A 23653-nucleotide genomic window follows, 5' to 3' on the forward strand; every position below is an offset into this window, starting at 1 on the left:
CAGCCAAATGATAAACTCGGGTTCTATTTCATTCTGTGATTAAAAGGAAATGCGATGAACCCGATTATTGCGCTGTTGAAAGAGAACAATATCAGCGACGAACAAATCAACGAGATTTTTCAGACTCTGACCCAAAACCCTCTTGCGGCAATGGCAACAATCAGCCAGCTAGGTCTACCACAAGACAAACTACAAATGCTGATGGCGCAAGTGATGCAAAACCCAGTGCTAATCAAAGAAGCGGTGGATGAGTTGGGATTGGATTTCTCAAAAGTTGAAGAAGCAAAAGAGAAGCTTCAAAGCCAAAATCAAGGCAACTAATTCCTTGTATACCTAGGTCACCTCGGATGCTTAGTTAAGTGAGAATCACTTGATTTGAAACCTGCGTTTGAAGTCGCTTGGGCATAGTAGAAAACAGAAGGCAGTTAATCCCAATTGAGTGGGCTTAACTGCCTTTTTGTTATTAGGTTCAAGCCGTTATTTGCTACTTTCTATTCTCACGTATTCTAGCTACGCCAATGGTGAGTTCTCACAATACTTCTGGTCATCCGCAGTCAGTTTTTGCTTACTCGCTTGGCTTAAGTGGTAGTGCACCACCATCAATAAATCATGCGCGTAGAAAAGCTCAAAAGCGTCCTCTCCATTTTGTCGACAGATTGCTTCACAGCGATCAGCGTGCACTTTAGCTTTGAGTGGGTTTCCTGCTTTGAGCAAACTCATGGCTAAGCGATATTCTGCACGCTCTTCTTGCATCCAACCTCCCGCTACCTTCCAATACTCCAGCGCCAATGTAGCAGCCTCTAGCATGTGTTCTGCTTGCGCTTCAGAGCGTGTTTCAAGCTCTTCATATTGGCAGGCAAGGTTGTTACCCGTAATGGCAATTGAACGCGCTAAAGGCTCGGCAGCTTGATCTGAATCTATACCGTTGGCTGCTTTTGCTAACCACGTGCTCGCTTGCTCTAGTTCATTCATTGCTGACAGCTCGTTAGCAATTTGAGCAAACACGCGACGCTGATCGACATCATCTAGATCCGTAATCGGGTCTGTATTTTGATCAACGAAGTACTGTGCAACGGCTTTGGCTCTCTGACGCGCTAGACACTGAGTCGCTACGCCATTTTCGAGCTTATCTAAACTGGAGAGAAACTGGCTTGGGTCGTGCAGATGACCGATTGAAGTGTGCAGCATCAAGGGTAAGATGCGCTCAGCATGGTTAGTGTCTTCCACCTCGCCAAGCGCTTGTTCTAATTGAGTGTATGTTTGTTGTGGCTGCGCTTCATGCTGCTGCCAACTTTGGTTTATGAATGCATCAAAATCCGTATTGAAAGACATATCCTTATTATCCTTTTTCATTGCTCTGGATTGTTTATTAGCACAACAACCCTACACAAAATTTAGCCAAATAAGATAAACCTTGCCGGATTCTGAGAATGGTCTCACTTAAAGTGGCGTGCCCTTCTCCAATGCGAGTAATCGTTGCTTTCGCTCTACCCCGCCTGCATAGCCCGTAAGCTTGCCACTTTTGCCGATCACACGATGGCATGGCACCACAATCGAAATCGGATTTTTACCATTCGCCAGCCCCACCGCACGTACCGCTTTGGGATTACCGATGGCATTTGCCAGATCTTGGTAGCTCCATGTCTCACCGTAAGGAATGGTCGTTAGCGCATCCCAAACTTGAGTTTGGAAAGCCGTACCTGTCGCTGCAAGGGGCAAGTCGAATTCGTTACGCAGCCCAGCAAAGTATTCTTCCAATTGAGTAACAGTCTGGCTGAGCACTGCATGTTGATCATCACGCTCACCCAACTCGTCTGGTTTGGTGGTACACGTTTCAAACCAAATTCCCAGCAAACCTTGATCGTTAGCTTGAATGGTCACAGCGCCTAACGGACTTGGCATTACCGTATAAAGTGATTTCATGATTGATTCCATAAGTGAAAAGTCGCGTAACTGCCCCAAGGCGACGCAGTATGAGCATTCAAAGACGGATAGTTTGGCATGGCTTTCTTCACCACCAAGTCTTTATCTAAAAAACAATCGGGCTGAGATTGGCCACGCAGTTGCGCATAGCTCACCGTCCACGGACCAATGCCCTTTAATTCCAGCCATTGCTGCGGATCGGCTTCTGGGTTTTGCTGCACGTACTGAGCAAATCGCACGAGTGTGTCTTTACGGCTTTGCGGCATACGCAAGAAGCTAACATCGGCATTCGCAATGGCTTCTGGCGTTGGAAAGTGGCGCGCTTGCTGATCGTTACTGAGCGTTTCTACCAACAAATTAAGTTGTCCGATAGCCGCTTTGACCGACACTTGCTGCCCCAACACAGCGCGTACACCGGCTTCCCACGCACTCCAGACGCCCGGAATGCGAATCCCTTGGGTTTTCACCAACCCTGGCGCGATGTAATTAAGGTGCTGCTCCACCGTGCAAATATCCGCATCAAGGTCGAACATGCGACGCACTCCAGACACCAAATTCTGCAATTTAGTGACGTCTTCAATGTCGAACTCCATCTCAAGGTAACCCTCCCCTTGAGTGACCTTAAATCGTGCATGGCAATCATCAAGTAGAACATTGCGCTGGTATGCGTCTTGTGTGACTTGCTCCATTCCTTCAATCGCACGCAGACGATAAAAGTCGAGCATGTGTTGCCAGTGCAAAGCGCCGCGATAAGGGAGCACGATTCGATTCGTCCCTACGCCATCAAACTCCTTTCTACGCACTTGAGAAGGCGTTAGCTGAAGGATCTTTTGGAACGCATCATTGAAGCGTCGAGTGCTGTTAAAACCCGCGGCAAAACCGACTTCGGTGACTGACATCGAACTCGAATGCAGAAGCTGTTTGGCAAACATCAATTGCTGATACTGCGCATATTGCTTAGGTGACATCCCCAAATATTGCTCGAACAGCATGCGCAAGTAACGATCCGAGATCCCAAGACGATCGGAGAGATCTGCAAGGGAGTGATGATGTAACTCGCCTTGATCGATCATTTTGATCGCACGTTGGAATGTGGTTTCAACCCCTTTCCAAGCCCATGATCCTGGCGCACTGTCCGGGCGACAACGCAAACACGGACGATAACCTGCCTTCAAAGCTTGCGTCTTGTCAGTGAAGTACTCGACGTTTTCCTCTTTGGGCAAATTGGCTGGACAGATCGGGCGGCAGAAGATCCCTGTCGTTTTCACTGCAATGTAAAAGCGCCCATCAAAACGGCTGTCACGTGCCATGCGTGCTTTTTGGCATTGTTCAAAGGTCAACGATGTGTGTGGGTGGATGAGCATAGTGCTGTCCTTGCGTACACAGTGGGTGTTTAACGAGTGGGTAACTTGCTCGCCACTCGATCGGTATAACTTCATTGTAGAACGAGGAGTTACTGTAGATTAGCCATTTTCGGAACTCAATATTGAGAAATTTTGGCATTAGTAAATTTGTGCACTAAAGTTAGATCAGAACAACACAACAACGTCGGCTAAAGGGAATTGGCATGGACTTACATACGTGCGTGATTGTACTTAGAAATCACAAGGTTATTACCAGTAAATCAGTCGAGCACTCGATAGGGATTATCGAACGCGACTCTGATAACGAGATTTCAGAAATTCAAATCAATGCGACTGATGGTGTGAACATTCGCACTTATCACTACCATAGTGTGGAAGACTCGCTTGAAAGCTTAATGAATCTATAAAAACTCCTTTCTCCCTTGTTAATCGTAAAAGCAAAAGAGCACAGCCCCCTGTGTTCTTTTTTTTGCCCGTAGTACACAGACGCCCTTCCAAAAGACCAACAAAAGTAAAGAATGTCATTCAAAATTTTACCAATTCCTTGATCAAATCCAGCACGTATGAGCACTAAAAACAAATACTTTTAACATTTTAAGTTAATGTATTTAAAAACAAAAAAACGTTCCATCGAATTTATCGAACGAGAACATCAAATTGCCCCAATTTTTTCTTTCTCTCCTCCTACCTACACTGGTTTCAACAGTAAGGGAGTCAGCACTCCTCATCAGAAAAATTCGAGAAAGGATAAAGTCATGAAAACACTACTACAGAAAATCATCACTTCAAACGCGGGTTACAGCGCACTCGCACTTCGCATTCCAGTCGGCATCATCTTTATGGCGCACGGCGCACAAAAACTTTTTGGCTGGTTTGGCGGTTATGGTCTTGAAGGTACAGGTCAATGGATGGCATCGATTGGTTTGGGTCCTGGCATGCTGATGGCATTTTTAGCCGGCAGTGCAGAGTTTTTTGGCGGCTTGTTCATCTTACTTGGACTGCTTACCCGCCCAGCAGCCGTGGCTTTAGCATTCACCATGGTGATCGCGATTTTCTCGGTTCACTTTGAAAACGGTTTGTTTATGTCGAACAACGGTTACGAGTTTGGTTTAGCACTGCTGGCAGCAAGCGTTTCTCTCGCTTTCTCTGGCGCAGGCAAAGCCGCATTGGATGAAACACTTCGTCAGAAACTGGCATAAACGGGAGCAAAAACGACCTTCACAGTGCCACAACTCTCGCTTCAAGAAGGCGACTTATTTATAAACATATCGGCATTTCCGGAAACCCATACAAAAAACCCCTTGGCATCACACCAAGGGGTTTTCGTTTAATTTTGCACTGGATCGCAAAAGCAGAAATTACTCGTCTGCAGGAATGTCCGCAATTTGCTGCAAACTGTACGCCGTTAACGGGTCAATCTCTTTTACGATTTCTTCAACCTGCTTAATCGCTTCTACAGACGTGCTGGCTTTGCGATAGCTCAAATAGATAGGACGGTACCAATCTTCTACGCCAGACACCTTGTGGAGCTGCCCGCTTGCAATAAACGGCTCTACCAGAGACGCTGGTAGGTATGCGCTGCCACCTTTCTCTAAAACGAAGTCTAACGCGATACGAGCGGTAGAAGTACGAAGGTAAGGCGCTGGGATTTTCGGGTGACGTTCCGCGTGCTCTGAAGCGAAGCGCGTACCCCAATCAACGTAAACGTATTTCTTGTTAAACACCGTATCAAGAGAATCTTGTTCGGTAGACACCAGCACCAACACCACATCAGCAACTTTCTTGCAGTTAAGCTCATCCGCTTTGATTTGATCGAAGGCGAAAGCCATATCGAGTGTACGTTCCAACAGGCTGCGGCTTAGCATCTCACGTCCCATGACTTCCGCCATAAAACCGTAACCACCAAACGAGTCCGTTACGACACTCAAGCAGTTTTGCAGGTAAGCATCCCAAATGTTCGGCGTACCACCCATGGTGAGCTGCAACGCTTTGCCATCTTCGAGGGATAATTCGAGTTTGGCTTGCTGCAAAGTGGTGACCATCACCTCGGCATAGCCTATTAAACGCTCACCTGCGGAGGTCAACTTTATGTTATTTCGATCACGAATAAACAACTGCGTATCGAAATAACTTTCGAGTTGTTTGATGCGTGCGCTCACAGCGGCTTGAGTAATGTACAAGTTCTCAGCAGCTCGTCCGAAGTGACGAACCTTTGCCAGCTCTAAAAATGTTCGAAAGACCTTTACATCCATAAACCATCTCCTGGTCAATATAAAACCAGATTAACAACTAATTAAAATTTTGACGACAAAAAAGTTTTGTTTTTCTTTTGTTAGCTTTGCGCCTAATTTTCGCCGTAATTCATCACATTCATCAATAACGGTTACAGAGGCTGTTGATATGTCTGACACTGAATTTCGTCATGGCAAAAAACGTTTTTACGACAACGTAAAATTCCCACGCGGCTTTGCAAAGTCTGGCGATTTTACTCTTTCGGAAGAGGAAATCCTAACAATTTATGGGGATACTATGCTTGGCCTAGAGTCAGGCGAGTTGACACCTGAGAACAGCGAAGAGAAACACTTCGTAAAAGTTCTGGAAAACCCAGGCAAAGCGAAAACTAAGATCGAGCGCACTTGGTTAAAATACACACAGTTAGCTCGTGGTCGCAAACGCTTCCACACGCTAAACGGTCGTAACAAACCAGAGGCGTCAGATGACTACGCAGAAGAGAGCCTAGCAGAAGACGATTAACCGACTCTGCCAAGCCTTAATGCTTGGTTAATCCTCAGAGTGTTTCATTCTGTGGAGTTGCAAAAATTTTTCTTTTCCAAAAGCCCAGAGGTGTTTCACCAAAGGGCTTTTTCATTTTTTAGTAAACCTATTTATCCGGCGAGCACTCACTTCGCCAACATGGCGACCTTCTTCAAGAAGCTGTCTTTAAGATGCTCTTGGTCATACTCCAACTGATAGGTGTTGTGGAAGCCTACCTTCAGCTCCACGCCATTGCCTCTCAGAAACACGTTATAGCCGTCGTAATCAGAAAAGGCTTCTACCCCTTCATACATCTTGCCAAACTCGGTAGGCGTGCCGTTGTTCATCACACATTCGTATGCTTGCAGCACTTTGGTTGCGTCTAAGTCGTTTTTCATTGCGATTCCCTCAGCAATAAACACACTTTAAGTATGGTTAAGGAAGAAACGCCGTGCCACACCATAGATTGCGTGAGATCATAACTTCGGCATTTTTCTTCCCCTTCTCCTACGCAACTCGGTTCAATTTGGCTCGCTCATTCAGCCAAAAAACTTTTTTTCAGTCATAAATTTTAAACGCTAATCAACTAGTCTAACGCCCTCTATATAAGAGGGTAATCGGAAGAAGCAAACGTGAAAACTGTTGAGAAAAGCAACATTGGTTAAAGAAAAAGCAAAATTTTGACCTAAAACAATAGCAGATCGTCATCACTTATTTTATAATGCGAATTAATGTTTCAGGACATCTTAAATTCCAATAACTAGGGGCACAAAATGAGACTTATCCCGTTAGCTCAAGCAGCACAAGTAGGCAAGTGGGCAGCAGCACACATCGCTAAGCGCATCAACGACTTCAAACCAACTGCTGAGCGTCCGTTCGTTCTGGGTCTACCTACTGGTGGCACTCCTCTAGCAACTTACAAAGCATTGATCGAACTTTACCAAGCAGGTGAAGTGAGCTTCGAACACGTTGTGACTTTCAACATGGACGAGTACATCGGTATCCCTGCGGATCACCCAGAATCATACCGTTCATTCATGTACAACAACTTCTTCAACCACGTGAACATCCAAGAAGCGAACATCAACCTTCTTAACGGTAACGCGGAAGATCACGAAGCGGAATGCCAACGCTACGAAGACAAAATCAAGTCTTACGGCAAGATCAACCTATTCATGGGCGGCGTAGGTAACGACGGTCACATCGCATTTAACGAGCCAGCATCTTCTCTGTCTTCTCGCACTCGCATCAAGACATTAACTGAAGACACTCGTATCGCGAACTCTCGTTTCTTCGATGGCGACATCAACCAAGTTCCTAAGTACGCACTAACTATCGGTGTTGGCACGCTACTAGACGCTGAAGAAGTGATGATCCTAGTAACTGGTCACAACAAAGCACTTGCTCTACAAGCAGCGGTAGAAGGCAGCGTAAACCACCTATGGACGGTTTCTGCACTTCAACTACACCCTAAAGCAGTGATCGTTTGTGATGAGCCTTCACAACAAGAGCTTAAAGTGAAAACTGTTAAGTACTTCTCTGAGCTAGAAGCGGAAAACATCAAAGGTTTCTAATCCTTCGGGTAACAACCAAAGATAAACGCTGAATACACAAAACCCGTGAGTCATCACGGGTTTTTTCGTTTTTAAAGACTGGCAGGATTGAAGGTGTAGGAATTTAAACTACCGTTAGCGAGGCGTTTAATAAGCTTGAATACCAAACTGGCGCAGACGTTTTGGTAATACCTCATCGAGTTTATCTAACTCACTCGGTTCGACCTCAATGAGGTTGAAGTTATGCTGCTCGTACACCGCACGAATCTTCTCTCGCTCCGCTTCTAACATCTCACCGGTGTCGCTGCCCCAAAACTGCAGATAGACTTTGCCACCCGGAAGGTAAAAATCGCTTGTCACGTCTTGGTCGATCGGCAGCTGACGCTCATAAGCGTGTACTACCCCTGCCAAATACAGCCAGTTATCGATCAGCAGTTCTCCTTTAGAACGAACATAATGTCCGTCTAAAGTGCGATGCTTAGCTTCAAACTTCTGGCGAAAACTAGAAAACGACTTATCTGTGGAATGGGACTCGGCATCTTGACCTAAAAACTCAATCACAGACTGCTTAAGACGCTTGTTACGCAGCACTACGTCGTGCCACACCACAAAGGTATTCTGCGACTCTTTATCGGTTCTCTGCTGCCCACCAGCGCGGATTCCGGCTTCGGTTAAGCTCCAACCCTCTTCGGATTTGCTTATCCAACCTAATTCACTTAACAGCTGGTTCATGCGTTTGGCATTGAGCTTCAGCTTCTCACCCAACTGGGTTGCGCTGTAGGTTTTGCCAGACGTTGCGGCAAGCTCGATGTGCAAGTTGGTCGGCCAAACAATGAACTGCCCAAATTTAGGGTGATCGACATACTCACCGCCAAACTTGGCACCCTCTTCGGTCAAAATCCATTTCTCGTCTTGGCGAACGATGTAGCCAGCGCGCTTCAGATCAGCAAACAGCAGCTTGGCTTCTATCTGACGCATTTTTGCCAGCGCCGACGTCGATATTTTTTCAGACACGATTCATGCCTCCTGCTACTGTTTGAAATAAGGTAATGACTTGGATATTAACGCATTGATTTCATTGCTTGAAGTAAGAATAGTTGGGATTTTCTATCCACAACAAAAAAGGAGCACTTTGGCTCCTTTCTCTACATCGAATTGAATCGGCTTAATTATTCGCGAGTTTGGCAAACTTGCTGTAGGTACTGATTTTGCCGTTGATGTACTCGATACCACTGTGCACATTGTTTTCGGTGTGACCAACAATTTGGTATTCGACGATGAATTCGCCGCTGATGACTTTGATAAACAAGAAGCCGTCGCTGACCTTCCATAAGCCCTGTAAGCCACGCTCGCTGAACAAGTCTTTTTCCACCAGCGTACCATTTGGTTTGAGCTCTAAAATCGATGAGAAACCGTCGACGTTCACTTTTACCCAAGGCTGTTGATGCACTTCGTAGCTGAGAATTTTTCGGCGTGTTTTCGCCCACTCACGCAGTTCTTGTTCTTGCGCTGGGGTGAGAATTGGCAGGTCTTCCATCTCCAATAGGGTGTGATGTTTTTCGTACCAGAAAAGTTGCAGATGGAGTAATTTCATTCAGATTAACGGGGTTTCATAACGACAAAGCGCAACTTTGCGCCAACCCTGATGGTAAGTCAACCAATGAAACGAAAGAGTGCAGTTTTCACGAGGGTTAAAAACTGCACGTTCCCACGATGGGAAAAGGGTGCCCAATAACGAGCACCGGAGCATGTAAGTGTTTATACGGTTTAAAGAGAATTATGCGGCAAACAACCTTGGCAATTCCGCATGATCACACGCTTGATTTAAGCGCTGTTGGGCGGTTTGAATGTGCGCACGCCAATGTTCATCTTGCGCCCACATCTCAATCACCAGTGGCACAACGCAGTCTGTCTCTTTGAGTGTGCGGAAGATGGCATCGAAGTTCACTTCACCATCGCCAATCACCAGATCGCGGAACTGACCTTTGTATTCTGGCGTCACACGATAAGTGTCTTTAAGGTGGATTTGGGTAATGTGTGGCTTACTCAATTTCAGCTCAGTACACACGTCATAGTTCCAACCAGAGATATTGCCCACGTCTGGATAAGCAGTGAAATACGGCGAATTCACTTCGCGATTAAGCACCTCAAACTTGCTCAATGAGTTGAGGTAATCGGTGTCCATGATTTCAACAGCAAGCATCACTCCCGCACGCTCAGCCAGTTTCGCCGCTTCCTTCATCCCTTCAATAAAACGCAAGTGGGTAGCACGGTTTGCTGGCTCGTAATACACATCGTAGCCAGCTAATTGAATGGTACGGACGCCAAGTTTGTACGCCAATGCGATCGCCTTTTCCATGTGCAGCACGGCTTGCTCTCGTATCTTCGGATCAGCCGAACCAAACGGGAACTTGCGGTGCGCGCTCAAACACATCGACTGCAGTGGCAAACCATAGCGTTCGCACTGGTGACGCAGGGCGTAGATCGTCTCGTCGTCCCAATCTAAGCGGCTGCGGCGCTCGTCTGATTCATCCACCGAGATCTCAAGAAAGTCGAAGCCCAACTCTTTGGTCACGCTGAGTTTTTCTTCCCAACTCAACTCGTTCGGCAACGCTTTCTCATACAAGCCAACACGATGACGTTGTAGGTTCTGATACATGTCGCCCCCTAGTTCCAGTAACGGTCGATTTGCGCTTTCAATGCTTCTGCGGTCTCTTGTCCTCTGTCGCCCGCCAATGCGCGACCTGCGATAAAGGTTTTCGCTTTGATGCCTTCAAACAGGTAAATATCTTCTGGCACGATACCGCCCGTGATAGAGAGCTCGATACCTAGCTCAGAGAGTTGACGCATCTTGCTGATGTCAGCGTCTGTCCAACCAATCCCTGCCAACTCTGCATCGCGAGAACGGTGATAAATCGCTTGAGTGATGCCAAGATCCACCCACGCTTGCGCATCTTCCATCGTCCAGTTGCCGTAGATTTCGATTTGGATTTCGCCGCTAAACTCATCCGCCACTTTTTTACACGCTTCGATGGTCGCAATGTGCGCTGCGGCTGAAACCGTAATCCAGTCAGCGCCAGCTTCAAACGCCATGCGAGACAAAATCGCGCCGCCGTCAGTGGTCTTCATATCACACACCAGAATATGGTCTGGATGGTTCTTACGTAGCGTCGAGACTGCATTCATCCCTTCTGCGAACGCGAGAATGGTGCCCACTTCAATCACATCGACATAGCTGTGCACATTGCTTGCAACCGCCACGGCGTCAGTTAGGTTAGTTTGGTCTAGAGCGATTTGAATCATTGGTTTGGTCATGATGCTTATCCTTGAATTTTTTCACGTATCAGACGAGCTAAGCCGTCGTTATTGTTATCGGTTTCGCACACTAAACGGGCGCTAGAACGTACCGTCTCGTCTGCGTTATTCATGGCAACGCCTAATCCGGCGTAACGGAGCATGGAAATATCATTGTGGTTATCGCCCACGGCAATGACATGATTCGGGTGATAACCCAGCTCAGAAACGTATTCCGCCAGTCTTAAGCCTTTGCTGTTGCCTTTTGCTGCGAAGTCGATGCGATTCGACCACGAGCGTTCGCCGTTGAATTTCTCTTTCACCCATGGGTTTTCAATCAAGCGTTCTACCGAGCTTGGTAAACCTTCCACTACGAATTTCCACACGAACTCGGTATTGCGCACTTCTTCGCTGAACGAGTCGATTTTGTAGATCTTCGGTTGAAGGTGCTCAGGCGCGGTTTTCGCCCACTTTTCCAATGCTTCCATGTAATGAATTGGGTTGTAGTTTGAGTACGTCATGGCATCGGTTACGTACATCACCATCTTGACCTGAAACTCCTTCGCCAAGGCGATGAACGTCAGCGCGTCTTCCTTATCGATGGAGTTGTGCTTGAGCACTCGGTCATTGTGGTAGTCATAAACATAAGTGCCGTTGCAGCAGATGATAGGCGTGGTAAGACCCAACTCATCGTAATACGGGCGTGCCGCAGTGTGATGGCGTCCGGTGACAATCACCACGTGACACTTCTGCTGCGCTTCTTGAATCGCTTTTTTCACCTCAGGGTGAATGCTGTGGTCATCGGTGAGGACGGTTCCGTCTAAATCTAAAGCAAGCACTTTGTACATGTCGTTACCTCTGCCCGTAGTAGGCGTTTTCACCGTGCTTACGCAGGTAGTGTTTGTCTGAAAGCTCAGGCTGGATCTTGATGCCGCTGTTGAGTGAACGCGTTGCTAATGCCATGGCAGAAATCTCTTCCAATACCACCGCGTTATGCACGGCATCGTCAGCGTTAGTTCCCCAAGAGAAAGGAGCATGCCCTGCTACAATCACGCTTGGTACAGCCATTGGGTCGATGCGGCGTTGACGAAACTCTTCCACTATCACTAAGCCAGTGTTCTTCTCGTACTCTTCGGCAATTTCGCGTTGTGAAAGCTTACGAGTACACGGAATGTCGCCGTAGAAGTAGTCGGCATGAGTCGTGCCCAGCGCTGGAATATCAATCCCTGCTTGTGCCCAAATCGTTGCGCTGCGTGAGTGGGTGTGCACCACGCCGCCCACTTGTGGGAACGCTTTGTAGATCTCAATGTGGGTCGCGGTATCGCTGGATGGATTCATGTTGCCTTCCACCACATTGCCGTCTAAATCGACCACTACAATGTGTTCAGCGCGCATGCCATCGTATTCCACCCCTGATGGTTTAATCGCAATCACGCCGCGCTCGCGGTCAATCTCAGACACGTTGCCCCAAGTGAAGGTCACCAAGCCGTATTTCGGCAGTTTGAGGTTGGCTTCGAGCACACGTTGTTTCAGTTCGCTGTACATGATTTCTCCTTAGGCAGTGACAGCCAGAGCTTCATCAATCACGTTGAATACATCGGTTTTGCTGCGGCAACGACGAAGTTTGTCTAAATCCACGCCCGTTTCGCTGTCTTCATCATCCAACACTTGGGTCACTTCCATCAGACCTTCCATGTGCTCGTCTGAAGAGCTGCCCGCTAGCGTGATCAACACATCAACTGGCTCATCTTCGCCTTCAAAGTAGATTGGCTCTTCTAGCGTAACCAGTGCGAAAGCAGTACGAATCACACCGTTTTCTGGTCGTGCGTGTGGCAGTGCCAAGTTAGGCGCGATGCAGATGTAAGGACCCAACTCTTCCACGCTGCTGATGATGGCGTCATGGTAAGAAGGCTGAATCGCACCAGAGGCAATCAACATGTCCGTACCAATCTTGATTGCTTCACGCCAGTTAGACGCTTTTGCTTGCAGTTTGATTGAGTTGTTGTCGATCAGTGATTGTTTTAATCCCATTGTTCTATCTCCAGTTTGGGTGCCGTGACTTTGGCTTTTCGAAGCCCGGCACCACTGTTGTTATCCGCTGTTTGTTATTGGTTTCTTATCTCTTCATTAAGAAAAGTATTTGGTCATGCTGTTTTATTTTGCTGGTACAAAGTTTTTATTGATGATGTCGAGTAGCTCGTCCCCGAAGGAGTTAGGGTTAAGCATGTTTTGCACCCCAAGTACAAACTTGCCTTCGCCTGGTTCCATCTCCGCAGACAGGTGCTTCGACGATACGATGATGTCCGTGCTCGCAAGCTTCGACTTGTAGTCCGACACTGCGCATGAGTCCATCACGTGAGGAATGCCTTTCTTCTCTAGGTATTTGCCGATCTTCATTTTCATCATCATCGATGAGCCTTGACCGTTACCACATACTGCTAGGATGCTTACTGGGCGCAGACCGTCGCTCGCTTTGATTGCTTGCTCTACCGCTTCAATCACTTCTGGCTCTTCACTGATTTCTACTGTGCCTTGCGCGTCTTCTTCAGCACGTAGCTTGCGAGAGGCGAAGAACATGTAAACCAGAGACAGACCAACAAGAACGAAGAAGAACATTTTCGATGCAGACAGACCTTGCATGATTGGTGGGAATACAAGCGCCCAGTCCGCCATGCCCATCCAGCCGTTGAATTCTGTGCCGTGTTGGCTAAATAGGTGGATAGCCCAAGCAGAACCTAGTACCTCGATGATGCCCATCACGAAACAGATCTTCATCACCGCTTTCCAGCCACCGAAGTGGTTAGCAAATACGCCGATGGTCGCGTTAGAGAAGAACATTGGAATGAAGCCAGGGATGATCATGATTGGCGCATCGAATGCCAGCATCGCCAGTACTGCCGCGAACTGACCCAGCGCACCCCACATGAAACCAAATACCATTGCGTTTGGAGAGAATGCGTAGATAGCCGCACAGTCAATCGCCAATACCGCATTTGGAATCACGCGCTCAGAGATGCCTTTGAACGCTTCAGACAGCTCAGCAACGAACATACGTACACCGGCAACAATCACCTGAATCGCCACAGCGAATTTCAGACCCGTTTCTAGGATGTAGATAGTCCAATGTGTAGTGCCTGCCATTTCTTGAAGGTTATCAAGACCGAATGAAAGCAGAATGATGCCAAAGAACACCGTCATCACGATCGCCGTTGCTGCGATGCTATCGTGGAAGATGTGTAGCCATTTAGGCAGTTCTAGGTGGTCAACGCTGTCGTTCTTATCACCCAGTTTTGGCGCTACTTTTGTTGCAATCCAAGACGCGACCTGTTGTTGGTGACCAATTGAGAAACCAGCCCCGCCGGTGACTTCTTCGGTTGGCTTGAACATGATGTTGGAGGAGATACCCCAGTACAGCGCCATTAACACCGCAGAATAAATGATGGTTTCCCACATGCTTGCGCCAAGCACAAAGTAGAACACGGCGATCAGACCCGCTTGCTGGAACATGATGTGACCAGTCAGCATGATGGTGCGGATACCCGTGTAGCGGCGGAACAGTACCAAGAGGATGTTGATACCTAATGCCAACAGAACGGCGTAACCCACCCAAGAGTAGTTGTCGCCCATCGCTTCCATGGTGGACATCATGGAGGTGTAAGGGTCAATGACCGAGCCGGTTAGCCCGTGGTATTCAGAAAGTTTGGAAATCACAGGTTTGAAGCCAGCAACTAGGGTGCCCGCACCCACTTGAACCAGCATGAAACCCACGATCGTTTTGATGGAACCTTTAATGATGGTGGTGGCGTCTCTTCTCAGCAACCAATAGCCAATGCATGTTACCAAACCCAGTAGTAGTGGGGCTTTGGTCATAACTTGGCTGTAAAAAATATAGAAGATGTCGTACAAGAACTCCATATCTTTACCCCTAGAGTGTTTTTTATTTGTAATCGTATGTAGGTCAGAGTGATTCCATCTGATGTCGTAGAATCTACTCAGTTTTTGCTCACGAAATAAACTCTAACAATCAAAAGTAATCACGCAATGCTCATTTGTGATTATTTTGATATTTATCAATTTTGCCTTCCAAAAAACCCTACAAATGGTAAGCGGATCACACACAAAAATTAAATTATCAATTAATACAATAACTTATAAATTCTTGTGATGAGGTTCAGATTTTCATCAGTCTTGAATTTGACAATCAAGAGCGTGATTAATAGAATCAAAACAAATCACAAGTAATCACCAAATAATCACTAGATACACATTTCGGTGAATTTGAATCAAATAGGGTGATGGGTATGAATGAAGTACAAAGACACAATGGCATTCTGTCTTTATTAGAAGAAAATCAGACGATTAACGTCTCACACATTATTGAGAGCTTTAACGTCTCTCCAGCGACGGCTCGCCGTGATATCTCTAAGCTGGATGAGCTAGGCAAACTGCGCAAAGTACGCAACGGTGCAGAACGCGTAGAAGCAGAAAAGAAAAAATGGTCACCGCTGAACATTAACAGCACTGAGCATTACGAAGAAAAATCCTTGATTGCGATGCAAGCCGCTGAGCTTTGTCAGCCTGGCGACAGCGTGGTCATCAACTGCGGTTCGACCGCTTTCCTACTTGGGCAGAAGCTATGTGGACAAGACGTGCAGATCGTCACCAATTACTTCCCATTGGCAAGCTACCTGATCAATGAAGACCATGACGATGTGATCATCATTGGCGGTCAATACAACCGTTCGCAAAAACTGTTCTTAAATCCGGCGCCCAACTCGCTTGGCAGTTACGCAGGCAATTGGATGTTCACCTCAGGTAAAGGGTTAACCGAAGCCGGACTCTACAAAGCCGACATGTTAACCGCGGTGGCAGAGCAGCAAATGCTTGAGCAAATCGACAAGCTCGTCGTCGTGGTAGACAGCTCCAAAGTGGGTCACAGAACGGGCATGTTGTTCTGTCCTACCGAGAAAATCGACGTTCTGATCACTGGCAAAAACGCCAACCCAGAGGTCATCAAAGCGATAGAAGCAAAAGGGACACAGGTCATTCTGGTCTAACGCGCCCTAGCCTCTTTCTCAAATAAATAAAAATAATTCAGCTCAGTGCCTTAACCACAAATTAAGGCGCTCGGCTCCCTACATCCCAAATTTAATAAAAATTGTGAAACAAAAAGGTGTTGCTATGAGTAAAGTAAATGAAATCACTCGTGAATCTTGGATCCTAAATACATTCCCTGAGTGGGGTACCTGGTTAAACGAAGAGATCGAAAATACGGTGGTAGAACCAAATACATTCTCGATGTGGTGGCTAGGTTGTACAGGTATCTGGTTGAAGAGTGAGGGCAACACCAACATCTCTATCGACTTCTGGTGTGGTACGGGCAAAAAGACGCAAAAGAATGCGTTCATGAAGAACCAGCACCAAATGATGCGTATGGGCGGTGTCGAAGCGCTGCAACCAAACCTACGTACTGCTATCTTCCCGCTTGACCCGTTTGCTATCAAAGAGATCGACGCTGTGATGGCATCCCATGACCATGCTGACCATATCGACGTGAACGTCGCGGCAGCGGTACTGCAAAACTGTGGTGACCACGTGAAGTTCATCGGTCCACAAGCGTGTGTCGATTTATGGATGGGCTGGGGCGTACCAGAAGAGCGTTGTGTTGTCGCGAAAGTGGGCGATGTACTTGAGGTCGGCGACATGAAGATCCGCGTACTGGATTCATTCGACCGTACTGCACTTGTCACACTGCCAGAAGGCACTTCATCTTACGATAAAGAAATCCTCGACGGCATGGACAAACGCGCGGTGAACTACCTGATTGAAACTTCAGGCGGGTCGGTTTACCACTCTGGTGACTCGCACTACTCGAACTACTACGCAGCGCACGGCAACGAATACCAAATCGACGTGGCACTGTTGTCATTCGGTGAGAACCCTCGCGGCGTGACTGACAAGATGACGTCTTCTGACATCCTACGCGCAGCAGAATCGTTGAACTGTGATGTCGTGATGCCATTCCACCACGATATTTGGGCGAACTTCCAAAACGACCCACGCGAAATCGAAGTGTTGTGGAACATGAAGAAAGACCGTCTGCAATACAAGTTCGCACCGTTCTTCTGGCAAGTTGGGGGCAAATACACCTTCCCAACCGATAAAGGTCGCATGCACTACCAACACTTCCGTGGCTTTAGCGACATCTTCAAAAACGAACCAGAATTGCCATACAAAGCGTTCTTATAATTCCGTCGCAACGTCAAACAGCGAAAACCAAAAGGGCTCTCAATTGAGTCCTTTTTTATTGCAGAAACTTCAGATTATACAGAGCGCATTTTCTGCGACGATTAACATTCGCTATCTAATAAGTAGGAGAGCTTTCAGAGAGACTAACGCTCTTAAAAACCCTAGACACTAGTGCACAACTACAAGCATTCTAATAAATGCCAATTTCGCTCTAACTTACGGTCAATATCGACAATATCCGTCTAAAGCCCCAAAGATAAACCACTTAAAATTTAGCTACTTAGGCATCTTTAATCGACAAAAATCATTTGATGTACTGCTTACAAGTCCAATGTTAAATTGGTTTCGGTTAGTACATCCGAGTGCAATGTGTGACTGCGTTCGATGTCGCTTAAGTGTCAAATCTCCAAGGACGGAGTACCCATCAGGCACTTGAGTTCCACTTGATGTATGCTCTTATTTTTAATATCAAAAAGGACTCACTAAGAGTCCTTTTTTTCGTTTAGACAACCGTTAATCTCAGATAGCACGTAAACCGCGTCAGACTTCGACTTGCCATTGATGGGTTAGTTGAGAATGAGTCGAGCGTTAATCGGCTGGATAGGACGATTGTTCTTGCCCATGATGTCCATAAACGCTTTCACTTGCGCTGCAGATACCGTTTGAACCTCTTTTAGTACCAACCAACGAACGCCTTCAGAACATGGTGGTGTCGTTAACGAGCCATTGAATCGGTAGTAGCTGTGCTTAGAAGGGATGAGAGACTTGATGCTCACTGGTGCAAAGCTGGTTGTTTTGCCTTTTTCAAAGTCATGCTTTAGCAACTGCTCCAATGCTGGGTTTTCATCTCCTAGCTTATAGAAGACTGCCACAACCGCCAGATTGCCATCCTTATCGGCATGAACAAAGTGCGCCTCTAGCGGGTACTCTTTTCCGTTGATGTGGTTTTCAGATGGCGTATGAAAGTGAAACTGAGAAAGCGTGAACTTTTTATCGTCTACCAATAGCGTGTTATTGCCTTCAACATTGGCTTGCAGAGTATGACCATTATCAATAGCAGAAACGGCATCACCTAAATAGTTGATGTTGATTTCATCCATAATACCCAACACGGTTGATTGAATATTAACAGGACTTTGGTTCTTACCTTGCTGGCAATCTTCAGAGAACTTGCCCCAAAACTCAGGTCCATTCTCGCCTTCGTATCCCCAATGCGCAGCATGTGCTGCAGAGCTCAATAAAAGGCTAATCGCTAACAGTGATTTCTTCATCTTATCCTCATTTAATAAATTAAGAAAAATCAGATAATTAGTAAAACCTCAAAGTCATCACAGTGTCAGATAAATATAAACACATCCATAATCAACATTTATCAAAATGAATTAAGCAAATATTTAAACCACTTTGGAACAGAACTAATAGTAGGGTTTGTATTTCACCATCAGACTAGATTATTTCAACATAAAGGAATCACAGCAAAACTGCTTGAAGCCTTATTCTTATACCTTAATAATCCAAACGCAAAACGAACATCGCCTAAAACGCAATCAATTTACCTCGTCATAAAAAACCAAGCTCTTAATTCAGGGTTTACGACCAACTAAAACTATCATTTAAAAAGACATACGATTATGAATGAATATATCTACGTTTATGATGACAAAATCTTGGATGAATACCTAGATAAAGTGAATGCTCGTAAAGATATGATTAATCGAACGACATTAAGATTATTTGCCAATGAGCTTAAAATTGAACTTTCAGTCGGTAGGCTCAAAGCAAAAGAGTTTTACGACTATATAAGAAGACCCAAGAACATCATTAGGTTATTGAAGTAGGGACTATTTAATAATCTGCTCCAGATATTTAGATTCAGCTTCAACCACAGCTGAACGCATTGAAACAGAACGTGAGTCATATACTATAGTGTTCATCAAACGTTACTACACAATTGTTTGGTTTCACTTTGGTTCCGTAGATGTAATCATCTACTTTTCCTGCTATTGATTCTTTGCAGCTTTAATCATTTAAAGCTGCTTTTTTCAGTATCGACTCATCGTGAGTATTAGGCATAGAAACGACTGCGAATAAACATAATTCTTCATGCATCATGATACGCAGCAGTTTCTATGGCGTACTTCGATGCTATCTCTTTTCAAGCATGCCTTTATCGACAATGAAGTCTATGATTTCCTGCAGCCCCTTCCCTTCTTTCAGGTTGGTAAACACATAAGGTTTTTCTGGACGCATTCGAGCGGTATCTGCTTCCATGACCTCTAATGATGCTCCAACGTAAGGCGCAAGGTCTATTTTGTTGATAACAAGCAAATCAGAGCGTGTAATGCCCGGTCCACCTTTGCGTGGAATTTTCTCCCCTTCCGATACATCAATCACATAGATCATCAAGTCAGCCAGTTCAGGGCTAAACGTGGCACTGAGATTGTCACCACCACTTTCGATAAATACCACGTCTAGGTTTTTGTGCCGTGTAGAGAGTTCCTCCACCGCAGCGAGGTTCATCGAGGCGTCTTCTCTGATCGCGGTATGCGGGCAACCACCAGTCTCAACCCCGATAATACGGTCTGCATCTAAGGCTTCTGCCTGAGTGAGTATCTTTGCATCTTCTTGTGTGTAGATATCGTTAGTGACGACAGCGATCTGATAAAGATCTCGGAGAGTTTTACACAGAACCTCTAGCAATGCCGTTTTACCAGACCCAACAGGTCCACCAACGCCAATTCGCAAAGGTTGTTTGTAGTCTTCTTGCATAAGAGTTGTCCAAATTATGGATGGAGTTAAAAATTCGATGTGTAATTATTTAATGGCTAATAATGAAAAAGCCGAACGTTATTGAAAGTCACCAATCAAGAGGATGATTTTGAATGGTGATCATCAAGCAATAGGTGATGATTGTTTTAGTGAGTATTGGAGTATTGAATAAGGCACTGAGTTGTGAATGGTTTGAGAGTGATTAGGCAAACTCATTGGCGAAGTTTTTGACTAACTAACCCGTAAATATTGATAACGAAGGTTTGCAATTTTTATCATCAACAATGTCTACATGATTCGACTGGTAGGTTATGTCTCCTAACCACTCTCGAAGCAAAATATACAATAAAAGCCTCACCATTCAATTACGATATCAGCCCATAAAATTTAGAATTATAATTCAGGCTAAATTATCTGAACATTGTGACTTCATATCTAAATCCTAAGATGTTCAAAATACTTCAAGCACCATCTCTGCATAAAGAACACTATTATCAGGTGTGCTATTGATGCTCAATTCAGCTATGTGACTCGTAATCTTAATTTTCATGATTGATAAAAACAAAAACATTATTCATTACTTTCAATAAGTTAAATAAAAAATCAATAGCGCCTATTTAGATTTGAGCTCAAATTACTGAGATAAGACACTTTCTTTGATGAATTTATGAAAAGAACAAAGGAGTAGCGTTATACTGTGCGTTGTACTGTCGCATGGATGCTTTTCTTTTAGCCCAACTTACTGCCTGTAGTAAGCCCAATTATGAGATAAGCAATAGTGGAATATAGATATATTGAAATGTTCAAACCCGTAAAACTTGAGGAGTTTTACGTAGAGTATCACTACATCGTCAACATCGCCTTTGCCAAGGGGACGGTTTACATCAATGAACAACAAATCACCATCGATGGTCCAACAACCTTAATCATTCCTCAATTTACCTGCTTGTCATGTAATTTGACTCAAAAGTCGTCATTCTCACCATTGCAGATTCAGTTGTTAATCGTGACCGATGAGATGCTCGAATCCTCACTGCTTCAACTGCCTCAAAAACGTAGCTTCATTAAAAACACTGTCGCCCATCAACTGCCAACACCAGTGGATGTGGACAATAACTTTCAGCTACTCAAAGAAGTGTATGACTCCTTAAGTAGAGATGCTTTGAAGATCATGTTCTTAGAGCAAACTCTGTACTTCATACTGCTCTCTCTTTGCGAGTCGGGTATCGATGTTTTCAATGTCTTTCAGTTCAATTACGAAGAAAGCAAGCGCGAAGTCATCGCACGAATGATCACGAAAGAACCACAAAGAAAGTGGCAAATTCAAGATGTTGCCAAGCAGCTGTTTACCTCTACCTCAACATTAAGGAGGCATTTGCAGAAAGAGAACCTGTCGTTTAGCCAACTATTGGTAGATGTAAGAATGGGGCTTGCATTGAACATGCTAACGTTCACTTCCTACAACGTTTCACAGATCAGCAACCGCTGTGGATTTGGTAGCGCCGCTTATTTTTGTGATGCCTTCAAGAGAAAATATCACTTAACGCCATCACAGTTCCGAGCTCAGTCTAAGAAGACCAGTGATGCGTCACTTGTCTCCACAAGAAGTAATGATGTGAGCTAACAACGCTCTAGTGGATGACAGATCGAGCGTGAAGCCTTGCGCTTTCTGCTCAGTCTATTTTGCTTTTCATTTAAATCACCAATCATTGCGTCCAGGTAACGTTTTCTCTCGTCCTTCAGGAGTATGGTGTTTCGCTTTATGCACTAGAAAACTTCACGATATACCCAAGCCATCTCAAAGGCTGGGTCATAAAAATTAGATTTAGGGAAATATTATGTCTAATTCGATCACCGTTACATCTGATGACTACAACAACATCTGTCGATTACTGGATAACATTCCGAATTGCAGTGACGAGCTGCTTAAATTAGAAGATGAAATTGACCGCGCATTGATTGTCGATGCACACGAGATCGACAACAATATTGTCACGATGAACTCTAAAGTGACGTTTAAATTCCTTGGTGAGGAAGAGCAGATTCAGAAAGTGCTCGTTTACCCAAACCAAGTGAAAGATAACTCTCACATCTCCATACTCGCGCCGATTGGCATGGCACTTATCGGGCTGTCTGTCGGTCAACGCATCGATTGGATACTGCCAAATGGCAACAAGAAAACCATTGAGATCTTAGATGTCGTTTTTCAACCAGAAAGAAATATAGAGTAGAGATAATCCAACGAATAAACCCAATCATCAGCCATCACTCCTAACCAGAGTGATGGCTTTGTATTTGATTACACTTGTGGCAGTGTGCCTTCTGCGTTTGACAGAACACAATCCATTTGAACTTTTGCACCTAGCGCAATGTTAGACACAGCAATCACGGTTCTTGCTGGCAAATCGCCATCAAAGAAAGTGGCGTACACCTCGTTGATTGCATCAATATCAGCAATGTCAGTCACTTGAATATTGACCTTAACCGCGTCATTCATCACGTGACCAATACTCTCAACGATCGCTTTAATATTTTTCAAACATTGCTCAGCTTGCTCTTTAGCCCCACCTTGAACCAGCTCATGGTTCAGCGCATCTATCGGTAGTTGCGCAGAAATGTGGTTATAGTGAGAAAACGCCACAGTTTGCGTCGCCAGCGCATCAAGAGGAGCGTTCAGCGTGTTGTTTGCCTTAATCACAATGCCATGGCGATCTTCAACTTCTTGAGGCGGCGTACCATCACCATGAGAAATCACGGCATCAATTTGTACTGCTGCGCCCATTGGCAGCGCTGAAGCTTGAATAACCGAGCGAGCAGGCATGTAAGCCACGGCTCTTGCGATCGCCGAATCTGGGAAGAAAGTACGGTACACTTCGTTTACTGATTCAATATCTGCTAGATCTTGCAGGTAAACGGTCGTTTTTACGATGTCATCTAGCGGAACATCAATGCTCTCTAGAATGTTCTTGATGTTTTGCAGACATTGATAAGTTTGTTCTTTTACGCCACCTTCGACCAAGTTTCCTGTCGCTGCATCTACTGGCAACTGTGCGGAGATGTTGTTGTAGTGCGAGAATGCGACCGTTTGTGTAGAAATCGGATTGGTCGGTGCTAGATCAGTATCACGCGACACCTTGATCAAGTCACATGGCTTTTGGGGTGTTGTCCCCTCTCCATTAGAAATAAGCGCATCCATTTGTAGTAACGCTCCTTCAAAAGGCACCGCCTCAATCGCCAGCACTGTGCGTGTTGGTAGAAGGTTCGTAAAGAAAGTCGCATATACCTTATTTACTTCTTCAACGTCATGAATGTTGGTCAAGTAGACATTTATCTTAACGACATCATCCATTACATGATAAATGCTCTCTACAATTCTTTTAATGTTCAAAAGACATTGTTTGGCTTGCTCCTGAATGCCACCTTCAACAAGCTGGTTGGTTTGAGGATCAATCGGAAGTTGAGCGGAGATATTGTTGTAGTGAGAAAACGCTACACTTTGTGTTGAATGGCTGTTGAGTGGTGCAGTTTCTGTATTTCTAGAGCATTTAATAATGGTGCCAGTCATTTTAATGTTACCTTTAATTAATGATAAAAGTATTTAACTTACATGAACATCATTGAGGCTAGAAAGGAGATCCATTAGCTATATTTCATTCCAATTCAATATAGAATAATAATAGAATCAACTGTTTCTGTTATATCCATCTTTTAAACCATAGATAAATAGAGCCAAGATCAACAAAGAAG

25 protein-coding genes are annotated in these 23653 nt (G+C 45.3%); 9 read left to right on the plus strand and 16 right to left on the minus strand.

The window, feature by feature from the left end; all coding sequences use genetic code 11:
• Positions 1-54: 54 nt before the first annotated feature.
• Positions 55-321 carry a DUF2999 family protein gene (locus ABMY42_RS13840; RefSeq protein ID WP_005448923.1) on the plus strand — a complete coding sequence of 89 codons (267 nt, stop codon included), beginning with the start codon at positions 55-57 and terminating at the stop codon, positions 319-321.
• A gap of 189 nt (positions 322-510) precedes the next feature.
• Here the strand turns inward: ABMY42_RS13840 and ABMY42_RS13845 are convergent, their stop codons facing one another.
• The 3 genes from ABMY42_RS13845 to ABMY42_RS13855 form a co-directional block, all read right to left on the minus strand.
• Positions 511-1332 (minus strand): hypothetical protein, encoded by an 822-nt coding sequence (locus tag ABMY42_RS13845; protein ID WP_050907250.1) that lies wholly within the window; start codon positions 1330-1332, stop codon positions 511-513.
• 108 nt (positions 1333-1440) lie between these two features.
• The gene (locus ABMY42_RS13850; protein WP_009696589.1) at positions 1441-1923 is read right to left on the minus strand and encodes a methylated-DNA--[protein]-cysteine S-methyltransferase; all 483 of its coding nucleotides are present in this window, start codon (positions 1921-1923) and stop codon (positions 1441-1443) included.
• A complete protein-coding gene (locus tag ABMY42_RS13855; protein WP_349266444.1) occupies positions 1920-3287 on the minus strand; it encodes an AlkA N-terminal domain-containing protein in 1368 nt (455 codons plus the stop codon). Before ABMY42_RS13855 ends, ABMY42_RS13850 begins: the two co-directional genes overlap by 4 nt.
• 203 nt (positions 3288-3490) lie before the next feature.
• Here ABMY42_RS13855 and ABMY42_RS13860 point away from each other — a divergent pair, with 203 nt between their 5' ends.
• Together ABMY42_RS13860 and ABMY42_RS13865 are read left to right on the plus strand one after the other, a co-directional pair.
• A complete protein-coding gene (locus ABMY42_RS13860) occupies positions 3491-3694 on the plus strand; it encodes a hypothetical protein (protein ID WP_009706735.1) in 204 nt (67 codons plus the stop codon).
• 348 nt (positions 3695-4042) lie between these two features.
• Entirely contained in the window at positions 4043-4486 is a 444-nt protein-coding gene (locus ABMY42_RS13865; protein ID WP_050907248.1) for a DoxX family protein, read from the plus strand.
• A 159-nt stretch (positions 4487-4645) separates the two neighbouring features.
• On the opposite strand, the gene ABMY42_RS13870 is transcribed toward ABMY42_RS13865, so the two are convergent.
• Positions 4646-5539, minus strand: coding sequence for a LysR family transcriptional regulator (locus ABMY42_RS13870; protein ID WP_009696587.1), 894 nt, complete (start codon positions 5537-5539; stop codon positions 4646-4648).
• Positions 5540-5687: 148 nt separating this feature from the next.
• Here ABMY42_RS13870 and ABMY42_RS13875 point away from each other — a divergent pair, with 148 nt between their 5' ends.
• A complete protein-coding gene (locus ABMY42_RS13875) occupies positions 5688-6041 on the plus strand; it encodes a DUF413 domain-containing protein (RefSeq protein WP_005434702.1) in 354 nt (117 codons plus the stop codon).
• A gap of 146 nt (positions 6042-6187) precedes the next feature.
• Here ABMY42_RS13875 and ABMY42_RS13880 read toward each other — a convergent pair whose 3' ends face one another.
• A complete protein-coding gene (locus tag ABMY42_RS13880; protein WP_009706732.1) occupies positions 6188-6439 on the minus strand; it encodes a DUF3081 domain-containing protein in 252 nt (83 codons plus the stop codon).
• Between the two features lie 375 nt (positions 6440-6814).
• Here ABMY42_RS13880 and nagB point away from each other — a divergent pair, with 375 nt between their 5' ends.
• Positions 6815-7615, plus strand: coding sequence for a glucosamine-6-phosphate deaminase (gene nagB / locus ABMY42_RS13885; RefSeq protein ID WP_005448902.1), 801 nt, complete (start codon positions 6815-6817; stop codon positions 7613-7615).
• Between the two features lie 126 nt (positions 7616-7741).
• Here the strand turns inward: nagB and ABMY42_RS13890 are convergent, their stop codons facing one another.
• From ABMY42_RS13890 to ABMY42_RS13925, 8 genes are all read right to left on the minus strand, one after another.
• Positions 7742-8608 (minus strand): phage antirepressor KilAC domain protein, encoded by an 867-nt coding sequence (locus tag ABMY42_RS13890; protein ID WP_009706731.1) that lies wholly within the window; start codon positions 8606-8608, stop codon positions 7742-7744.
• Positions 8609-8759: 151 nt separating this feature from the next.
• A complete protein-coding gene (locus ABMY42_RS13895; RefSeq protein ID WP_005434695.1) occupies positions 8760-9188 on the minus strand; it encodes a hypothetical protein in 429 nt (142 codons plus the stop codon).
• 183 nt (positions 9189-9371) lie between these two features.
• The gene (locus ABMY42_RS13900; RefSeq protein ID WP_187993373.1) at positions 9372-10253 is read right to left on the minus strand and encodes an L-ribulose-5-phosphate 3-epimerase; all 882 of its coding nucleotides are present in this window, start codon (positions 10251-10253) and stop codon (positions 9372-9374) included.
• A gap of 8 nt (positions 10254-10261) precedes the next feature.
• Positions 10262-10909, minus strand: a complete 648-nt coding sequence (locus ABMY42_RS13905) for a 3-keto-L-gulonate-6-phosphate decarboxylase UlaD (protein ID WP_045415095.1) — start codon at positions 10907-10909, stop codon at positions 10262-10264.
• Between the two features lie 5 nt (positions 10910-10914).
• The gene (locus ABMY42_RS13910) at positions 10915-11736 is read right to left on the minus strand and encodes a Cof-type HAD-IIB family hydrolase (RefSeq protein ID WP_005434688.1); all 822 of its coding nucleotides are present in this window, start codon (positions 11734-11736) and stop codon (positions 10915-10917) included.
• A 4-nt stretch (positions 11737-11740) separates the two neighbouring features.
• Positions 11741-12433: an L-ribulose-5-phosphate 4-epimerase gene (locus tag ABMY42_RS13915; RefSeq protein WP_009696581.1), complete on the minus strand. Its 693-nt coding sequence runs from the start codon at positions 12431-12433 to the stop codon at positions 11741-11743.
• A gap of 9 nt (positions 12434-12442) precedes the next feature.
• The gene (locus tag ABMY42_RS13920; protein WP_009702554.1) at positions 12443-12919 is read right to left on the minus strand and encodes a PTS sugar transporter subunit IIA; all 477 of its coding nucleotides are present in this window, start codon (positions 12917-12919) and stop codon (positions 12443-12445) included.
• A gap of 123 nt (positions 12920-13042) precedes the next feature.
• The gene (locus tag ABMY42_RS13925; protein ID WP_005434683.1) at positions 13043-14803 is read right to left on the minus strand and encodes a PTS ascorbate-specific subunit IIBC; all 1761 of its coding nucleotides are present in this window, start codon (positions 14801-14803) and stop codon (positions 13043-13045) included.
• A 386-nt stretch (positions 14804-15189) separates the two neighbouring features.
• Here ABMY42_RS13925 and ulaR point away from each other — a divergent pair, with 386 nt between their 5' ends.
• Positions 15190-15945 carry an HTH-type transcriptional regulator UlaR gene (gene ulaR, locus ABMY42_RS13930; RefSeq protein ID WP_281187817.1) on the plus strand — a complete coding sequence of 252 codons (756 nt, stop codon included), beginning with the start codon at positions 15190-15192 and terminating at the stop codon, positions 15943-15945.
• 124 nt (positions 15946-16069) lie between these two features.
• Positions 16070-17137, plus strand: coding sequence for an L-ascorbate 6-phosphate lactonase (ulaG, locus tag ABMY42_RS13935; protein WP_005448892.1), 1068 nt, complete (start codon positions 16070-16072; stop codon positions 17135-17137).
• A 566-nt stretch (positions 17138-17703) separates the two neighbouring features.
• Here ulaG and ABMY42_RS13940 read toward each other — a convergent pair.
• Both ABMY42_RS13940 and ureG read right to left on the minus strand, forming a co-directional pair.
• On the minus strand, positions 17704-18408 hold the full coding sequence (locus tag ABMY42_RS13940; protein WP_199478855.1) for a carbonic anhydrase family protein: 705 nt from the start codon (positions 18406-18408) through the stop codon (positions 17704-17706).
• Between the two features lie 874 nt (positions 18409-19282).
• Complete coding sequence (ureG, locus tag ABMY42_RS13945) at positions 19283-19906, minus strand: urease accessory protein UreG (RefSeq protein ID WP_033008130.1); 624 nt, start codon at positions 19904-19906, stop codon at positions 19283-19285.
• Positions 19907-20705: 799 nt separating this feature from the next.
• On the opposite strand from ureG, the gene ABMY42_RS13950 reads away from it, so the two are divergent.
• Together ABMY42_RS13950 and rnk are read left to right on the plus strand one after the other, a co-directional pair.
• A complete protein-coding gene (locus tag ABMY42_RS13950) occupies positions 20706-21530 on the plus strand; it encodes an AraC family transcriptional regulator (RefSeq protein WP_281187816.1) in 825 nt (274 codons plus the stop codon).
• 214 nt (positions 21531-21744) lie between these two features.
• Complete coding sequence (gene rnk / locus ABMY42_RS13955) at positions 21745-22137, plus strand: nucleoside diphosphate kinase regulator (RefSeq protein WP_009696573.1); 393 nt, start codon at positions 21745-21747, stop codon at positions 22135-22137.
• 68 nt (positions 22138-22205) lie between these two features.
• Here the strand turns inward: rnk and ABMY42_RS13960 are convergent, their stop codons facing one another.
• The gene (locus ABMY42_RS13960) at positions 22206-23471 is read right to left on the minus strand and encodes a Rid family hydrolase (RefSeq protein WP_349266445.1); all 1266 of its coding nucleotides are present in this window, start codon (positions 23469-23471) and stop codon (positions 22206-22208) included.
• Between the last annotated feature and the right edge of the window lie 182 nt (positions 23472-23653).

It is taken from the genome of Vibrio sp. SSH13-20 (genome assembly GCF_040104475.1).
Classification (GTDB): domain Bacteria; phylum Pseudomonadota; class Gammaproteobacteria; order Enterobacterales; family Vibrionaceae; genus Vibrio; species Vibrio harveyi.